Source organism: Ruegeria sp. O5, assembly GCF_056535105.1.
The window spans coordinates 1-16,600 of record NZ_JBQERN010000002.1; the positions used below are offsets into that span (position 1 = coordinate 1).

Genomic DNA, 16,600 nt, shown 5'->3' on the forward strand with positions numbered 1-16,600 from the left:
AACCGCCCACATATCTCTTCAGTTATCCATCAATGTCAAAGAACAAAACACCCAGAGCCAAAAACCAGACCGTAACGCCAATCCCTTAGCGCAACCGCCTAAACCTCAACCTCAGATGCCCACCGTCTCTCCGGCGCGTCTCAACCGTCTTTCCAGTCCGTCAGGCCAACCTCAGTTGCGCCGGTGAAGGGGTATTTACGGATTAGGCTTCCGACCTGCAACCCCCATTTTGAAAAAACTTCACATTTCTCACTACTCTCTCATTTAAATGTTGTAAATCAATAGTTTAAACAGATATTTCGCGATTCCCATCGGCCATTTCAGGTGCAGGCTCATCAGAAGAAGAGGGTGAAATCTGCACTTTGGCTGGAATCGTCGACCCCGTCAGCAAACGACGACATCGATATCCGTCTTGAGTCACTCGATCGACGCGGGCGTACCGTTTCGCTGAATGTCGAAGAACACTTGGAAACTGACTTCAGGTCACAATTGTTTTTTTACTCAATTGACGCAGTCTCAGGTGAGCCTGGCTCGGATGGCGAACAGCGGACCGGCACAATAATGGTTCTGATAGTAGGGAAGCCAGCATGGAGTTCGACTATATCATCGTGGGCGGCGGTTCGGCAGGATCCGTTCTTGCAAACCGCCTCACCGAGAACCCGGCTTCACGCGTTTGCCTGCTCGAAGCAGGTGGGAACGGAAACGGCCTAACTGTCAGGGTGCCGGCAGCTGTCGTGGCAGCCCTTCCGGGACGACCCAAAATAAACAACTGGGCTTTTGAAACCATACCGCAACGCGGGTTGAACGGACGCCGGGGGTATCAACCCCGCGGCAAAGCACTGGGTGGTTCGAGCGCGATCAACGCGATGCTTTATGTCCGGGGTCAGCGGCAGGATTACGATGGGTGGGCCGATCAGGGCTGCGACGGTTGGGATTGGGACAGCGTATTGCCGTATTTCAAACGGTCCGAGAACAATGAGCTTGGCGCAGACAGCTGGCATGGTGACAAGGGCCCGTTACAGGTGTCACAGCAAAAGGAACCTCGCCCGATCACCCGCGCGTTCATTGAAGCCGCGCGGCAACTCCAACACCGTCATACTGATGATTTCAACCGAGGCGATAACGAAGGTGTCGGGCTGTATCAGGTAACGCAGTTTCATGACCCGACAAAGAACGGAGAGCGGTGCTCGGCGGCTGCGGGTTACCTGTTCCCGATTGCCAACCGTCCGAACCTGACGATCATTACACATGCCCACGCGAAAGGGCTGGTCTTTCAGGGTAAGCGCGCAACTGGCGTTGTTTTCAGGGTCAAAGGCAAAGAGGCAGACACCACCGTTACCGCCACTCGCGAAGTTCTGCTGTGCGCGGGAGCATTAAAAACACCGCAGCTGCTGCAAATCTCTGGGATTGGAGCAAGCGCTGATCTTGAACCGCACGGGATCGCTGTTCTCAACGAACTACCGGGTGTAGGGCGGAACCTGCAGGACCACCTCGACTTTACGCTGACCTACCGGACCAAAGACACGAACAACTTTGGGATCGGCGCAACAGCGGCAATGCGACTGCTGAAGCACATCCATCAGTGGCGCAAGACCGGTGTGTCGATGGCGGCCACACCGTTTGCCGAAGGGGCGGCGTTTCTGAAAACCTCACCCGAGCTGGAGCGCCCGGATATCCAGCTGCATTTCACCATCGCAATGGTCGATGATCACGCCCGCAAACTGCATTACGGTTACGGGTACAGCTGTCATATCTGCAAGCTTCGCCCGGAAAGCCGGGGAACCGTTGGCCTGAGCAGCGCCGACCCAATGGCAATGCCTGTCATCGACCCGGGATTTCTTGCAGATGCACGCGATCTGGACACCATGATCAAAGGCGCGCGAATGACGCGAGACATCCTGCAAGCGCCAGCTTTGGCCAAATATCGGCATAAAGAGATGTTCGGAACCGATACAGCCAAATCTGACGCCGATTGGGAGGGGCATATCCGCGCCCGCGCCGATACGATCTATCACCCGGTCGGCACCTGCAAGATGGGTACCGACGATCTGGCGGTTGTGGATCCCGAACTTCGGGTGCGGGGGATTGAGGGGCTGCGTGTAGTTGATGCGTCGGTGATGCCAACACTGGTGTCGGGAAACACAAACGCGCCAACAATAATGATCGCGGAAAAAGCCTCGGACATGATTAAGGCAGCCGCGCAGTAAAGAACCTACCGGTCCTTCATCAGCGCCTCCAACCCCACCCGGTAGTTCGGGTAGATCAATTCGACACCCAACTCATCCTTGATCCGGTCGTTTCGGACGCGTTTGTTCTCGTTATAAAAACTGCGCGCCATCGGTGTCAGATCGGCCTCGTCAAATGAAACCGCCGGGGGCAGAGGAAGCCCCTGCAACTCGGCGGCATACCCGATGACATCTTGTGGCGGGACAGGCTCATCGTCGCAGACATTGTAAACACTGCCCGGATTCGGCCTTGTCATCGAAGCTTGCAGAACCTGCGCAATGTCATCCACGTGGATACGCGAAAACACTTGCCCCGGCTTGATGATGCGCCGCAGCCCACCGCGTGTGAGCTTAGAGAACGGCCCACGACCTGGGCCGTATATCCCTGCCAGACGGAAGATGTGAACAGGCAGGCCCGGCACAGCCGCCCATTGCTCTTCAGCCAGCATGCGCCACTTTCCACGCTTGGCGGTCGGTGTTGGCGGGGTGTCTTCGTCAACCCAGCCGCCCTGGTGATCGCCATAAACAGCTGTTGTCGATAAATAACCCACCCAAGTGAACTGACTTGCCCGTTTTCGGATCTCGTCGCCCAGCGCCGCCAGTACCGGATCGCCCGCCTCGCCCGGTGCCGTTGAGATCAGCAAATGCGTCACCCGATCCAGATTTGGAACCTCACCGGGCCAGATCAGCGGGTCCGCGCCAGAGGCACGTATCGCATCTGTGCCTTCGCCATCTCGTGTGGTGCCAAAAATCTGCCAGCCTTTCGGGGCAAGAATTCGGGAAAGGGCCTGCGCAGAATAGCCGTGGCCAAATGAGAAGAGTGTCTTGGTCATGCACCGTTGATGGGCTTCAGCGCATCGGGATGCAAGCGCCGCATGGACGCACTTGAATCGAATCTTCTGATGCGCCTTTCTGTGGATATGAGCAAAAAGAAACCAGACCTGCATTCTGCCTACGCGCTGAGCTCTCCGGACGAAAACAAACGCCTTTATGCGGAATGGGCCGGGGACTATGACGACAGCTTTGCCGCGCGTGAGGATTATCAGCTTCATATCCATACCGCGCGGGCGTTTGTGGGCGCGGGCGGTCAGGGGCCGGTTCTGGACGTCGGTGCGGGAACGGGCCTGTGTGGCGCGGTGTTGTCTGGGCTTGGTGTTGGGCCGATTGATGCCACGGATATCAGTTCGGAGATGCTGGAACAGGCTATGCGCAAGGACATCTACCGGGACGCGATCGAGGCTGACCTGACCCATGGCATCCCGGTTCCGCCAGACAGCTATTCCGGCATCGTGTCATCTGGCACGTTCACACACGGTCATCTGGGTCCCGAAGTGTTGCCTGCGCTGCTTCGAGTTGCACGGTCAGGCGCTACGTTCGCCCTGTCAATAAACGCCCGCCATTTCGAAAAGATGGGCTTCAAGGGTAAGCTGCACGAACTGGAACAGGACCAGATCCGCAACCTGACCCTGCCCGAGGTTCGCATCTATGGCGATCTTGCTGCAGGACCCAATAAGGATGACACGGCCTTCATTGCATTGTTCGAACGGGTTTAGTCCCCGGACAGAACCAGCCGCGTCAGGTATACATCTGCTTTTTGTAGGCCCTCGTGCGTGTCGTCGCCTCGGCTGAGCCATCGTGATAGGTGCCAAACCACTTGTCGAACGGAATTTCGGATGTGCCGTAGTTGCACTCGAAATACCTGTGGTGGAGCTGGTGAAAAAAGTCGCCCGCCCGCGCGGCTTCGGTCTCACCGGCCTTTAGCTTCTCGAACCCAGAATGGGACAGTATCGGGCTGACCTGCTGGAACGAGCTGTGAAACAACACATGCAGCGGATGGGAAGGCACGATCAGGTGGATGAAATACGTCGTGAAATACAGCATGTTTTCATACCAGTGATTCGAAATCCCTGACCATGGCCCGGTATTGACATTACGGTGATGGACCGCGTGCACATGTTTATAAAGCCTGGGATGATGTTCCAGCCGGTGCACCCAGTAAAAATGCAGACCGGACCACATGGGAATAAACAACATCCAAACCACGAACCACACCGGCGAGCTGGCCCAGGTAATCGTCGGAACCCAGCCATTTGCCATCGCCCAGAAGATGACCCACTGGTAAATGGTCGCCACCGTCATGGCGCTGCCCAGCGTCCACCAGATGTTATCCCAAACCTGATTGCGGAATGTGAATGTTCCGTTGTCCCGTGTCAGGTCCCTGCGATCAAACTTTTTGTACATCCCCTGCCCTTTGCGCATGTACAGCCACCAGTGCAGGCTTCCTGCCACCAGAGTTTGCGGTACCATGTTCAGCAGCCAGATCCGGAACATCCACCCGGGTGCAAAGCTTTTCATCGTCTCTAATGCAGGGAAAAAGAACGCATAAGCGATGACGGCCAAGGTCATGCACAGGGTCAGGGCGGTGATTTGCAACCACGCGCCGCTGTACCATTTTAGCACGGCCGCCGGACGTGGTGGCCAACTGAACAGCGGGTTGAGGCCCACTGGCCCGTCGGGGTGGTAATGCCAGCGGGCAGCTTCGGGGTCCTGCGTGGAATCTCGCATGTTGGTCACTCTGTCTTGCATTCAGGTTGCGTAATCCGAGCCTTCTGCATCAAGTATTTCCTTGATCGCTCGAAGATGCGCTTCCGCCTGATCGGGGTAGTCGTCCAGTTCCTGCGCTGTTTTCTCTGCAATCTCATCCGACAGCACCCGCAGGGGCAGGCCTGTTTGCAGTGCCCGGATGTATGTTTCGGCAGCGCGCTCGAAATAGTAGAGCCTGTTAAAGGTATCTGCAGGGTCACTGCCCGTAATCAGAACCCCGTGGTTGCCCATGATCATGACTTTCTTCTTCGGATCAGCCAACATCCCGGCGCACCGCTCGCCTTCGCTTTCAAAAGCCAATCCGCCAAATTCTTCGTCAACAACGTAGCGGTTGTAGAAGGTCGCGGTGTTCTGGTCGATTGGCGGAAGTGTACTGTCGGCCAGTGACGCCAGAACAGTTGCGAAAATCGAATGCACATGCATGACGCAACGCGCGTGCGGGCACTGGCGATGGATCGAGCCGTGCAGGCCCCAGGCCGTGGGATCAGGTGCGCCGGGCTGGGACATCACATCCGGATCGTTGGCGTTCAACAGCAACAGATCAGACGCGCGAATACGCGAGAAATGCGCCTGATTGGGGTTCATCAGGAACTGCGTCCCGTCTGCGTTCACAGCAAGACTGAAGTGGTTGGCAACGGCTTCGTGCATGTTCAGCCGGGCCGTCCAGCGAAAGGTTGCGGCCATGTCCACACGTTCTGACCAATGATCGATGTTGGGACGAAGGTTGGTGAGACTCATGTGACGCGTCCTTTGGTATCTGCGAATGACCAAAGCCTGCATTTGGTCCGGCAATTTGACCAACGAAAAAAACGCAACTATTCCATTAGCTAAACTTATGCCGGAGTTATGTCGATGCAAAACAGGCTTCCCCCGCTTGGCTGGCTGCGCACATTCGAAGCCGCAGCCCGCCATCTGTCATTCACCGGTGCGGCGCGGGATCTGAACATGACGCAAAGTGCGGTCAGTCAGCAGATCAAATCGCTGGAAGGCCATCTGGGTCAGCCACTGTTCCTGCGACGCCCGAAGGCGCTTGAGCTGACAGAGGCCGGAATCACCTATTTGCCGGTGGTGCGCGAGGCGTTTCGGACACTGATACGGGGCACTCAGGCGGTAACTGGCGCGCAACAGAATGCGGTCCAGGTGCAGTGCAACATCAGTTTCGCCGTGAACTGGCTGGCCCCGCGTCTGCCATTATTTCAGGCTGAACACCCGGATGTTCAGCTGAACATCTTCACCGAGCTGTGGGAACCGCGCGCGATGGCTGAAGGCGCAGCAGTCGAGATCCGGTTTTCCCTTCGACCCTCAGATACAACCCGGACAGAGGTGCTGCGCTCTGAATATTACTATCCCGTCTGCGCGCCGGGATATCAGGTGTGCCTGCAAGACCTTCAGGAAAAACCTCTGTTCGACTGTTCCAACCTGTTGACCAACTGGGCGACGTGGGCTGAAGATCAGGCTCTGAATTGGCAGAATCCGCCTATTACCTACGCGACAACCTATCTGGTTTGTTTGTCAGCTGCGATGGCCGGAGGTGGCCTGTGCCTGGCCCATGACACCATCGCAGGTCATTTGATCGATCAGGGACGACTAGTCGCACCATTTGAGCATCGCGCCCCGATGCCCGAGGCGTATTATCTGCTGCTCTCCCCTCAGGCCGAGGACACGCCCGGAGCGGTTACCTTTGCGAACTGGATACGACGAGAATTCGGGTCCGAAACGTAAACCCGGACGGGTTCCTGCGCGCTGTCGGCACCTATGTCAGCTTTCGATGACTGAGTCGGGCAGATTTGCAGAATTGTGATCCGTCGGCAGTAGTAAAGAACCGGGGTTGCGCCCACGCGCGCATTCGTGAAAGTTGAGCCATGGAAAACACACCCTTCCCAACTTGGCCCGATGTCGCCCCCCGATTGATCGCAGTTGCTGCCGGACGTGAGGCAGCAGATATGGTAATAAAGGGTGGGACTTGGGTAAATGTGCACAGCCGCGAACTGCTGCCGAACCATTCAGTTGCAATCGCTGCAGGCCGTATTGCATTTGTCGGTCCCGACGCCTCGCATTGTACCGGACCAGAGACACAGGTTATCGACGCGCAAGGCCGCTTTATCCTGCCCGGCTTATGCGACGCGCATATGCACATCGAATCGGGGATGCTGACCCCTGCCGAGTTTGCCCGCGCAGTTATCCCCCATGGCACAACCAGTATGTTCACCGACCCGCACGAGATCGCCAATGTGTTGGGGCTGGACGGTGTGCGCATGATGCATGACGAAGCAATGATGCAGCCGGTCAACATCTTCACTCAGATGCCGTCCTGCGCGCCCTCTGCACCGGGGTTAGAGACGACAGGCTATGAAATCACCCCCGAAGACGTGGCCGAGGCGATGAATTGGCCCGGGATCATCGGCTTGGGGGAAATGATGAACTTCCCCGGCGTGATTCACGGAGATCCCAAAATGCTGGCCGAGATTGCGGCCACGCAGCGGGCAGGCAAGGTCGTCGGCGGACATTACGCATCCCCTGATTTAGGGCCTGATTTCGCGGCTTATGTGGCTGGTGGACCTGCCGATGACCACGAAGGCACCTGCGAAGCGGATGCCATCGCACGGGTCCGTCAGGGAATGCGGTCGATGATGCGGTTGGGTTCGGCCTGGTATGACATTGAAAGCCAGATTACCGCGGTCACCGAAAAAGGTCTGGATGCGCGCAATTTCATCCTGTGCACGGATGACTGCCACTCTGCCACGCTGGTCAATGATGGGCATATGAACCGCGTCGTGCGCCACGCGATTGCCTGCGGCTGTGACCCGCTTGTGGCCGTGCAGATGGCGACGATCAACACCGCCACGCATTTCGGTCTGGAACGCGAGATCGGATCGGTCACGCCGGGACGACGGGCAGACATCATCCTCAGCTCTGACCTGACCGAATTGCCGGTCGAACTGGTCATAGCGCGCGGGAAGGTTGTTGCGGAAAACGGGGTGATCAAGGTTGATTGCCCCCACCTGAACTGGCCCGACAAGGCACGTCGCACCGTTCATCTGAAGCAGGAACTGGCCGCGTCCGATTTTGAGATCGCGGCGCCGAAGGGTGCAAACAAGGTAAGGGCCAACGTCATTGGCGTGGTAGAAAACCAGGCCCCCACTAAAGCCCTGAAAGCCGAATTGCCGATTATCGGCGGGCTTGTTGAAGGTGAGGGTGACGTATGCCAGATCTCACTGGTCGAACGACACCGGGCGACAGGGGGCGTCACCAATGCCTTTGTCTCGGGGTTTGGATATCAGGGAAAAATGGCCATGGCCTCGACCGTGGCACATGACAGTCACCACATGATCGTCGTCGGCACGGACCGTGAACAGATGGCGCTGGCCGCGAATCGACTGGCCGAGGTGGGTGGCGGCATCACGATCTTCCGGGACGGCCAGGAACTGGCGATGGTCGAACTTCCCATTGCCGGTCTGATGTCCGACAGCCCGGCCGCTGAAGTTGCGGCCAAGGCGGACAGGATGGTTCAGGCCATGCAGGAATGTGGCTGCAATCTGAACAACGCATATATGCAACATTCGCTGCTGGCGTTGGTCGTCATACCGGAACTCAGGATCTCTGATCTCGGGCTGGTTGACGTGCGCACATTCAAAAAAATTGATCTTCTGGAACCCTTAGCATGACGACACTCCTGACACCTGAAGCCCTTTCGCCAGAACAGTTCACCGATCCCGCAGCCGCAGTTGCGCGACTGGAGGAGCTTTACACTCAAGCAACAGAATTTCTTTGCGACAGCTTCTCGAAGGTACTGCAAAATGGAGCACCAACCGCCAGATACAGGGCCTATTACCCCGAGATTCGCATAAAGACGTCGACCTATGCTCAAGTCGACAGCCGCCTGAGTTTTGGGCATGTGGCGGAACCCGGTGTTCACGCTACAACCGTAACGCGCCCGGATTTATTCCGGTCCTACCTGACCCAGCAGATTGCCCTGTTGATCAAGAATCACGACCAACCGGTGACGATTGCAGCGTCGGACACACCTATTCCGGTGCATTTTGCCGTGGCGAATACGTCAGGTCTGGTTGTGCCGCATCAGGGGGCGGCTGCTTTCACCCTGCGCGATGTGTTTGACGTGCCGGATCTGACCACCACGAATGACGACATCGTTAACGGCGTGCACGATCATGAAGACGCCGTCGGACCCTTGTCATTGTTTACTGCCCAGCGCGTCGATTATTCACTTGCGCGACTGGCACATTACACAGCGACAGATGCCCGGCATTTTCAGAACCACGTTCTGTTCACGAACTATCAGTTCTATGTTTCGGAATTCGAGAACTACGCCCGTGAGCAGTTGGCTGATCCCAGCAGCGGGTATACCAGCTTTGTCTCGACCGGGAATGTTGAGATCACGGAGCCGGACGCAGAAATCGAGCAACCGCTGAAACTGCCGCAAATGCCAACCTATCATCTGAAGCGTGAAGATGGTTCGGGTCTTACTTTGGTGAACATCGGTGTTGGCCCCTCGAATGCGAAAACTGCGACCGACCATATCGCGGTTCTGCGCCCCCACGCGTGGTTGATGGTTGGCCATTGCGCCGGATTGCGCAACACGCAGGCATTGGGTGATTTCGTTCTGGCCCATGCATATCTACGTGATGACAAGGTTCTGGATGATGACCTGCCGGTCTGGGTGCCCATCCCGCCCCTGGCCGAGGTTCAGGTCGCGCTGGAACGCGCCGTGGCCGAGGTGACCGAGCTGGAAGGGTATGAACTGAAGCGGATCATGCGGACGGGAACAGTTGCATCGGTCGACAATCGCAACTGGGAACTGCGCGATCAATCCGGACCGGTTCAGCGCCTCAGCCAGTCGCGGGCCATCGCGCTGGATATGGAAAGCGCCACCATCGCCGCGAACGGCTATCGCTTTCGCGTTCCTTACGGCACTTTGCTGTGCGTGTCGGACAAGCCCCTGCACGGCGAACTAAAGCTGCCGGGCATGGCGTCTACCTTTTATACCACTCAGGTCGGGCGTCATTTGATGATCGGGATACGCGCTATGGAGCACCTGCGCGGCATGCCGTTGGAGCGTCTGCACAGCCGGAAATTGCGTTCCTTCGACGAAACTGCCTTCCTCTGACGCAAAAAAGCAACGTTTTCCCCATATTTTTAGGGGTTTCTGCGCTACTATTCGTTGTGTTTGGCCACAATATCCCGTTACAGTTACGCGGTGAGGCCCTATAGATCGGGCACGTTAAGGAGACCAAGAAATGGCAAAACCTATGACAAAGACTCAGCTGGTTGCTGCTCTCGCTGAGGAAATGGGAACCGATAAGAAATCCGCGAACTCTGCGCTTGAGGCCATAACCGGCCTGATCACACGCGAAGTTTCCGCAGGTGGTGCAGTGACCCTGCCTGGCGTCGGCAAAATCTACTGCCGCGAGCGCCCCGAGCGTCAGGTCCGCAACCCGGCAACCGGTGAAACCTTCACCAAAGAAGCCGACAAGGTTGTGAAAATGACCATCGCGAAAGCACTGAAAGACAGCGTGAACGGCTGATCCAAAGCGCTTGGAACCATGAAAAGGGGTGGCGGTTACGCGGCCCCTTTTTTGTGCCTGAGCTTCACATTTTAAAGCCTGCGCACATGTGTCCTAAGGCATCAGAGTTCTTATTCAGACTGTAAATATGGGCTACAATCCAACACCGGTTGTCCTTGGCACGTTTTTTACGGACAACCCTTTGATTTCCTGCTTGGCCCGCTAAATCCCAGTTCTATGGAACAGGATATAACCTTCACGCGACTGCCCCTCGTCTCAGCACCTGAGATACTGGCGCATATGAGAAATCCAATTCTTGCCGAACACATGCCTCTCCTGACGCAGGATTGGGATGAGGAAACAGTCGCCGGTTTCATTCACGCGAAAGAGTCGTGTTGGGCGCGGGACGGCCTAGGTCATTGGGCAATTCTGCACCGCGGACATTATGTGGGATGGGGCGGATTTCAAAAAGAAGGTGAAGAGTGGGATTTCGGGTTGGTCTTGAAGCCCGGTGCATTTGGACTGGGTGCAAAGATAGCACGTCAGGCCATCGCATTCGCAAAGCAGGACAATCGTATTCCGTTCGTGACATTCTTGCTGCCGCCTTCACGCACGAAACTGCGCGCAATGACCAAACTCGGCGCTTATTTTGTTGGGCAAGTAGACTACGCTGGCCACAGTTTCCTCAAATATCGTCTCGACACGAACTGAAGTGAACGACAAGGAATGAGGGCCGGATCGGGCAGCCCCTAAAAAGAGTTGCGGGCCCCAATGTCGAGGCCCGCTTTTGGTACACTAGATTCAAACAATCAGTGAATCGTCTCAACCTTGTGGAAGTCCAGATCGCGATCTTCCGGCATGGCATCGATACTCATCACCTCTTTGCGCTTGGTGACCAGGATATAGACCACGCAAGCCAGGTAAAGACCGACTACGACGGCTCCGATCCACTGGATTTGTAACCACTGACTCTGGAACAGCAGCGTTAGCACAAACAGCAGCGCGACGTTGCCAGCGACATAGGTCGCCTTGCCAAACCGCTCGGCGGTCATGTTCAGGTTGTCTGTATAGAGCCTAATCAGCGAGTCCAGCGAGTTGATCACAAAGGTCACGCCCACGATTACCATCGCGATATTGGTGATGCCTGCGGTGCTGATGCCGTTCAGGTGATAGTAGTAGAGAACGGTGAACCAGATCCCCAGCGGGATCGACGGGAAGATCAACAACGCCGCCAGCAGCTGCCAGGTTTTCAAACCGCCCACAAAGCGCGAAGTAAACTGGCCAATCATGATTGACCACGCAAACCACCAGAACAAGTAGAAGGCATGATAATCGGTCAGCGGCAGGACAAATTTGTGCACATTGGTGAAATAGGCACCAATGTTACTGCCGGTTTCGATAAACCCGGTCATTCCCATGCCAGCGGCCGCCCACATACCCAGAATCAGTGCAAGGAACAGAAAGGTCGAACCGACCGACAGGATGCGCACATATTTCAAATCGGTCGACGAGTATGCTGCCGCCAGAATGACCACAAACACGATGACGTAGAAGGTGGTAACGACAGATTCTCCATCTCCGACCTCTGGCAGGTAGCCAGGCAGGTAGATCAGGAACAGGCTGGCGGTAAAGGCGCAGGTGCCGATGATGACGACGTTGTTGATCAGCTTGACCAGCGGAATCTCAAAGAAGTTCACGCGGGGTTCGATCACGCAGAAATAGAAGGCTGTCAGGAAGTAAAACGCCCAGATCAGAAATCCCCAGAAACCGAACTCGATCGCCAGTGGATTGGCAAAGGCATAGGCCGGATCTTCGGCATAGCCACCAAATTCTGTCAGCGGGAACATGATCAGGCCAACATCCAGACCGGACGTAAACAGGATCGCGATGAACGTGAAAAGGTGGACAGGTGTAACGCCAACGCAGCGCAGGTTCCACCACTTCACGACGAAGAACGCGACCAGGCCCAACGCCAGCAGAACGCCAAAAGAAAGAATGTATTCCAGAAGCACCGACAACCCTCCCTTGATATGTCAGATCCCGGAGCCGATAACTTTAATTGTTCAGTCAATCAATAAAAACATCCTCGTGACTTTCGTTGCATCACGGATGTGTCTTTTTTGACGCGCAGCGCTTGCGACCCATCGGAAAATCGGGGAAAGTCCGCGCAAAGTGACAGGGGGTCTCCATGGATCTGCGCGCCATAGCCATGGGGCTTACTTTTGCCCTGATCTGGTCGTCTGCCTTTACCTCGGCGCGGATCATCGTGGCAGACGCCTCTCCCTTGTTTTCGCTGGCTCTGCGGTTTTTGATCTCAGGGGGTCTGGGGGTTCTGATTGCCCGGGCGATGGGGCAAAGCTGGCACCTGACCCGGAACCAATGGCGGGCGACAATTCTGTTCGGTATCTGCCAAAATGCCCTGTATTTGGGTCTGAATTTCTACGCTATGCAAACGGTCGAGGCTTCGGTTGCGGCGATTATCGCGTCCACAATGCCCTTGTTGGTGGCGCTGGCAGGGTGGCTGATTTTCGGCGAGAAACTGCGCCCTCTCGGGATTTTGGGATTGTTTGCCGGATTCACCGGCGTCGCCCTGATCATGAGCAGCCGGATCAGTTCTGGTGTCGACATGTTCGGCATCGCGTTGTGCGGCATCGGAGCTTTGGCGCTGACCTTTGCCACCCTCGCGGTCCGCGGTGCGACTTCGGGCGGTAATTTCATGATGGTCGTCGGTCTACAGATGCTTGTAGGTTCAGCCATGTTGTTCGTGGCTGCTCCGATCTTTGAGGCCATCTACATCCACCCGACGCTGCCATTGGCCTTGGCGTTCACCTACACAACCCTGTTTCCTGGGCTGCTGGCCACGCTGATCTGGTTCCTTCTTCTGGATCGCATCGGCGCGATCCGCGCAGCCACGTTCCACTTTTTGAATCCGGTATTCGGTGTCACGATTGCGGCCATATTGTTGGGCGAGAAACTGGGCGCGATGGACGCAATTGGCGTTACAATCACGACATTGGGTATTCTTGCCGTACAGCTTTCACGCCAACCTGCCAGCAAAACGACTTCGGCCTAACACAAGGACCTAAGTGTATGCGTCTGACCGACCGCACGACTGTGAGAGCTCTTTGAAATATCGCTTTGCTTTCTGTACGGCAGCCCCCAGATAATGGCACAAACGTCAAATCAGCCGGAGGATCCATGACACGCTACACCAAAGACCCCACGGTTATTGCGGCGCTTTCGCCCGAAGAATTTCACGTCACCCAACGCAACGGCACCGAACGGCCGGGGACAGGCAAGTATTTAGGGAACAAGGAACCGGGTATCTACGTGGACATCGTGTCAGGCGAACCGCTGTTTGCTTCGACCCACAAATACGAATCCGGATGTGGCTGGCCCAGCTTTACCAAGCCGATCATCCATGAGCATGTGGAAGAGTTTCGCGACACGACACATGGTATGATCCGGACCGAGGTTCGCTCGAAACACGGCGACAGCCATCTGGGGCATGTCTTCCCCGACGGCCCGCGAGAACATGGCGGCCTGCGATATTGCATCAACTCGGCCTCGCTCAGGTTCATCCATCGGGATGAGATGGAGGCTGAAGGTTACGCCGAATTCCTGATCCACGTGGAGGAAATCCAATGACTGAACAACGTGCTGTACTGGCCGGAGGCTGCTTTTGGGGTATGCAGGACCTGATCCGCAAGCTGCCTGGCGTCTTGCGAACTCGGGTGGGCTATACCGGAGGCGATGTGCCCAACGCCACCTATCGCAGCCACGGCACCCACGCCGAAGGGATCGAGATCTGGTTTGACCCATCGCAGATCAGTTTCCGCGACCTGCTGGAATTCTTTTTCCAGATTCACGACCCGACCACGGTGAATCGACAAGGCAACGACCGAGGCATGAGCTATCGTTCCGCGATTTACCACGTCGATGAAGCCCAAAGAGCAACCGCCCTGGATACAATCGCAGACGTGAATGCCAGCGGCTTGTGGCCGGGAAAAGTCGTAACCGAAGTCGAACCCGTCGGCGATTTTTGGGAGGCCGAACCCGAGCATCAGGATTATCTTGAGCGTATCCCGAACGGATATACCTGCCACTTCCCGCGCCAGGACTGGGTTCTTCCCAAACGTGCCAGCGCCGCAGAATAATGCACCACCTGCCCGGCCCCTCTGAACGAGTCAGAGGGGCTAGCCCGCCGCAACCCGCGGTCGCCCGCTAGCCTCGACCGTAATCATTGCTTCGACAAACACATCATTGGCCTCGACCCGCGCGGTTTTGATATCGCGATCCACGATCACCCGGATATCTTCTGCACCGGCTTCGCGCACCGCGCCTTCCGCTTCCGACCTCAGAACATTTTCCAGCAAAGCCAGCGCATCTTCTGATGCGGAAAAATCCTTGGGCCCGTCCTCGAGATGTACACGATACCGCCCTTCGGCAGGACTTGTCACCGTGCCTGTTCGCCGTAAGGTCAACCGCCCCACGACAGCGCCAATCGCATTGGCTACGCCCGCATGTTCCGGCAGTATCATCCGGCAGCGAAGCCGTTCACCAACCGCCGGGTAATAGCTGGGGGCAGATGCCCCAAGTCCCACAACATCAACGTTCAGGGCTGCGGTCAGCGACAACAAACCGCGATGCTGCGCCAATCCGCGCTGTGTCAGGATATGCCGCGCCAGCTCCTGCGGCGAATGCCCGAAACTGTCTGGCTCCTCATCAAAAGCAGCCTCTAACAAGGTCAAACTGGTCTGTTCTGTCAACTGGTCCACGATCATCTGCGCCAGCGCTTCGGCGGATTTTGCCAACATATCTCCGGACCCGACCCGTTTGCGCGCGACCAGTTCAAGTGCCTTACGGGCGGCGTCCGCATCCCAGGCATCCACCCGCCCCAGTACATGGCTGGCATCCGACGGCGTCACGCCCGAGATCTGAATGATCCCGCGGTCCACCAACCGGGTCAATGCGCCGCTCTCCATTCGGGACCGAAGCAAGGAACCGATCGGCAAAACCTGATCTCCCAACCGCTCCAACAGGGCTTCTTCTCGCACATCTATACCGTCGTCACGTATTCCCGGCACGCGACGGGCAAAGCGCGTATCGTGCTCACCCACCGTCGTGGCCCGCAATTGCTCGTCCAGAACGGCATGGACGATCTCGGGCGCTTCCGAGGCGATCAGGGACACCGGAAGAACGCGGCGCGGCCCCAGAAAAACACCGCCCTGCAACCCCTCGGTCACGACATGCACCTGACTGTCACCTCCAAGGCCATGGGTGCGCATCGCAACTGCCTCGACCATTGTGCGGAACCCGCCCACCTGTGCCCCGGCCGAGTCTATCGCGGGCTTACCGTCACGGATCAACGCCACGTCAGTTGTCGTGCCGCCAATATCCGACACCAACGCATTCTCTGCGCCGGTCAACCAGCGCGCGCCTACAATTGACGCGGCTGGTCCGCTCAGGATCGTTTCAATGGGGCGTTCACGCGCCTGTTCAGCACTCATCAACGCCCCATCACCGCGCACGACCATCATCGGGGCCATTATCCCCAACTCGCGCAGCTGGTCCTGCGCACGCCCGATCAAACGATCGATCATCCCGATCAGCCGCGCATTCAACACGGCCGTCACGGCGCGTTTCGGCCCATTCAGCTTTGCCGACAAGTGATGCGAACATGTTACCGGAGCCCCGGTTCTTTCCGTAACGATCCGTGCGGCTTCCAGTTCATGCGCGGGATTACGGGTGGCAAACTGAGCGGCTATGGCAAAGCCAGAAATCCCTTTATGAGAGTCTAAAAACTGCTCCAGCGCGGCAACGTCCAATGGCGCAGCTTCGCTGCCAGAATGAGAATGCCCACCAGACATAACCAGGGACGGGTCCCCTTTTAACGCGTCCTTCAAACCGTGCTTTTCAAGGTCGCTGTTTTTGAATCCGATATAGATCAACGCAACCCGCCCGCCCTGCCCTTCGACCAAGGCATTTGTCGCCAATGTCGTGGACAAAGAGGCCATTGAAATCTGATCCGGCGCAACTTTCGCCTGCTCCAGAACGGCAGAAATCGCCTTCCCCACACCAATTGCCAGATCCGCGCGTGTGGTCAGGGACTTGGCCGAGGCTATGACCTCTTTTTCATCCCGGATCAGTACCGCATCGGTATAGGTTCCACCCGTATCCACCCCCAAAGCCAGCGCCATCGGGTTCTCCTTACTGTTCGCTGCAGATTGGTGTAGCGATTGGGGCCGA

16 protein-coding genes are annotated in these 16,600 nt (G+C 56.8%); 11 read left to right on the forward strand and 5 right to left on the reverse strand.

Features of this window, described 5'->3' with window-relative positions; genetic code table 11:
• Nucleotides 1-187: hypothetical protein (locus ACR0M3_RS04525; protein WP_480909850.1), on the forward strand; the 187-nt coding region annotated here is incomplete at its 5' end.
• A 400-nt stretch (nt 188-587) separates the two neighbouring features.
• Complete coding sequence (locus ACR0M3_RS04530; RefSeq protein ID WP_480909851.1) at nt 588-2,207, forward strand: GMC family oxidoreductase; 1,620 nt, start codon at nt 588-590, stop codon at nt 2,205-2,207.
• A 5-nt stretch (nt 2,208-2,212) separates the two neighbouring features.
• On the opposite strand, the gene ACR0M3_RS04535 is transcribed toward ACR0M3_RS04530, so the two are convergent.
• Entirely contained in the window at nt 2,213-3,058 is an 846-nt protein-coding gene (locus ACR0M3_RS04535; RefSeq protein ID WP_480623270.1) for an SDR family oxidoreductase, read from the reverse strand.
• 87 nt (nt 3,059-3,145) lie between these two features.
• Here ACR0M3_RS04535 and ACR0M3_RS04540 point away from each other — a divergent pair, with 87 nt between their 5' ends.
• Nucleotides 3,146-3,778 carry a class I SAM-dependent DNA methyltransferase gene (locus ACR0M3_RS04540; protein ID WP_209598901.1) on the forward strand — a complete coding sequence of 211 codons (633 nt, stop codon included), beginning with the start codon at nt 3,146-3,148 and terminating at the stop codon, nt 3,776-3,778.
• A gap of 22 nt (nt 3,779-3,800) precedes the next feature.
• On the opposite strand, the gene ACR0M3_RS04545 is transcribed toward ACR0M3_RS04540, so the two are convergent.
• Together ACR0M3_RS04545 and ACR0M3_RS04550 are read right to left on the reverse strand one after the other, a co-directional pair.
• Nucleotides 3,801-4,790 (reverse strand): sterol desaturase family protein, encoded by a 990-nt coding sequence (locus tag ACR0M3_RS04545; RefSeq protein ID WP_480547266.1) that lies wholly within the window; start codon nt 4,788-4,790, stop codon nt 3,801-3,803.
• 21 nt (nt 4,791-4,811) lie between these two features.
• A complete protein-coding gene (locus ACR0M3_RS04550) occupies nt 4,812-5,567 on the reverse strand; it encodes a class II aldolase and adducin N-terminal domain-containing protein (protein ID WP_480909852.1) in 756 nt (251 codons plus the stop codon).
• A 114-nt stretch (nt 5,568-5,681) separates the two neighbouring features.
• Between ACR0M3_RS04550 and ACR0M3_RS04555 the strand changes: the two genes are divergently transcribed.
• The 5 genes from ACR0M3_RS04555 (at nt 5,682) to ACR0M3_RS04575 (ending at nt 11,062) form a co-directional block, all read left to right on the forward strand.
• Nucleotides 5,682-6,551, forward strand: a complete 870-nt coding sequence (locus ACR0M3_RS04555; RefSeq protein ID WP_480909853.1) for a LysR family transcriptional regulator — start codon at nt 5,682-5,684, stop codon at nt 6,549-6,551.
• Nucleotides 6,552-6,691: 140 nt separating this feature from the next.
• Nucleotides 6,692-8,494, forward strand: coding sequence for an adenine deaminase (gene ade, locus ACR0M3_RS04560; protein ID WP_480487092.1), 1,803 nt, complete (start codon nt 6,692-6,694; stop codon nt 8,492-8,494).
• Nucleotides 8,491-9,954 (forward strand): AMP nucleosidase, encoded by a 1,464-nt coding sequence (locus ACR0M3_RS04565; protein ID WP_480487090.1) that lies wholly within the window; start codon nt 8,491-8,493, stop codon nt 9,952-9,954. Before ade ends, ACR0M3_RS04565 begins: the two co-directional genes overlap by 4 nt.
• 130 nt (nt 9,955-10,084) lie before the next feature.
• Nucleotides 10,085-10,372, forward strand: a complete 288-nt coding sequence (locus tag ACR0M3_RS04570; protein ID WP_117871130.1) for an HU family DNA-binding protein — start codon at nt 10,085-10,087, stop codon at nt 10,370-10,372.
• A 279-nt stretch (nt 10,373-10,651) separates the two neighbouring features.
• Entirely contained in the window at nt 10,652-11,062 is a 411-nt protein-coding gene (locus tag ACR0M3_RS04575) for a hypothetical protein (protein ID WP_480484598.1), read from the forward strand.
• Nucleotides 11,063-11,160: 98 nt separating this feature from the next.
• Here the strand turns inward: ACR0M3_RS04575 and ACR0M3_RS04580 are convergent, their stop codons facing one another.
• On the reverse strand, nt 11,161-12,357 hold the full coding sequence (locus ACR0M3_RS04580) for a BCCT family transporter (protein WP_480484607.1): 1,197 nt from the start codon (nt 12,355-12,357) through the stop codon (nt 11,161-11,163).
• A 182-nt stretch (nt 12,358-12,539) separates the two neighbouring features.
• Between ACR0M3_RS04580 and ACR0M3_RS04585 the strand changes: the two genes are divergently transcribed.
• The 3 genes from ACR0M3_RS04585 to msrA all read left to right on the forward strand — a co-directional run bounded on the left by ACR0M3_RS04585 (nt 12,540) and on the right by msrA (nt 14,508).
• A complete protein-coding gene (locus tag ACR0M3_RS04585) occupies nt 12,540-13,424 on the forward strand; it encodes a DMT family transporter (RefSeq protein ID WP_480538264.1) in 885 nt (294 codons plus the stop codon).
• A gap of 125 nt (nt 13,425-13,549) precedes the next feature.
• The gene (msrB, locus tag ACR0M3_RS04590) at nt 13,550-13,999 is read left to right on the forward strand and encodes a peptide-methionine (R)-S-oxide reductase MsrB (RefSeq protein ID WP_267363147.1); all 450 of its coding nucleotides are present in this window, start codon (nt 13,550-13,552) and stop codon (nt 13,997-13,999) included.
• Nucleotides 13,996-14,508, forward strand: coding sequence for a peptide-methionine (S)-S-oxide reductase MsrA (msrA, locus tag ACR0M3_RS04595; RefSeq protein WP_480909854.1), 513 nt, complete (start codon nt 13,996-13,998; stop codon nt 14,506-14,508). The genes msrB and msrA overlap by 4 nt, the downstream gene beginning before the upstream one ends.
• A 39-nt stretch (nt 14,509-14,547) precedes the next feature.
• On the opposite strand, the gene ACR0M3_RS04600 is transcribed toward msrA, so the two are convergent.
• A complete protein-coding gene (locus ACR0M3_RS04600) occupies nt 14,548-16,551 on the reverse strand; it encodes a hydantoinase/oxoprolinase family protein (RefSeq protein ID WP_480909855.1) in 2,004 nt (667 codons plus the stop codon).
• Nucleotides 16,552-16,600 lie beyond the last annotated feature (49 nt).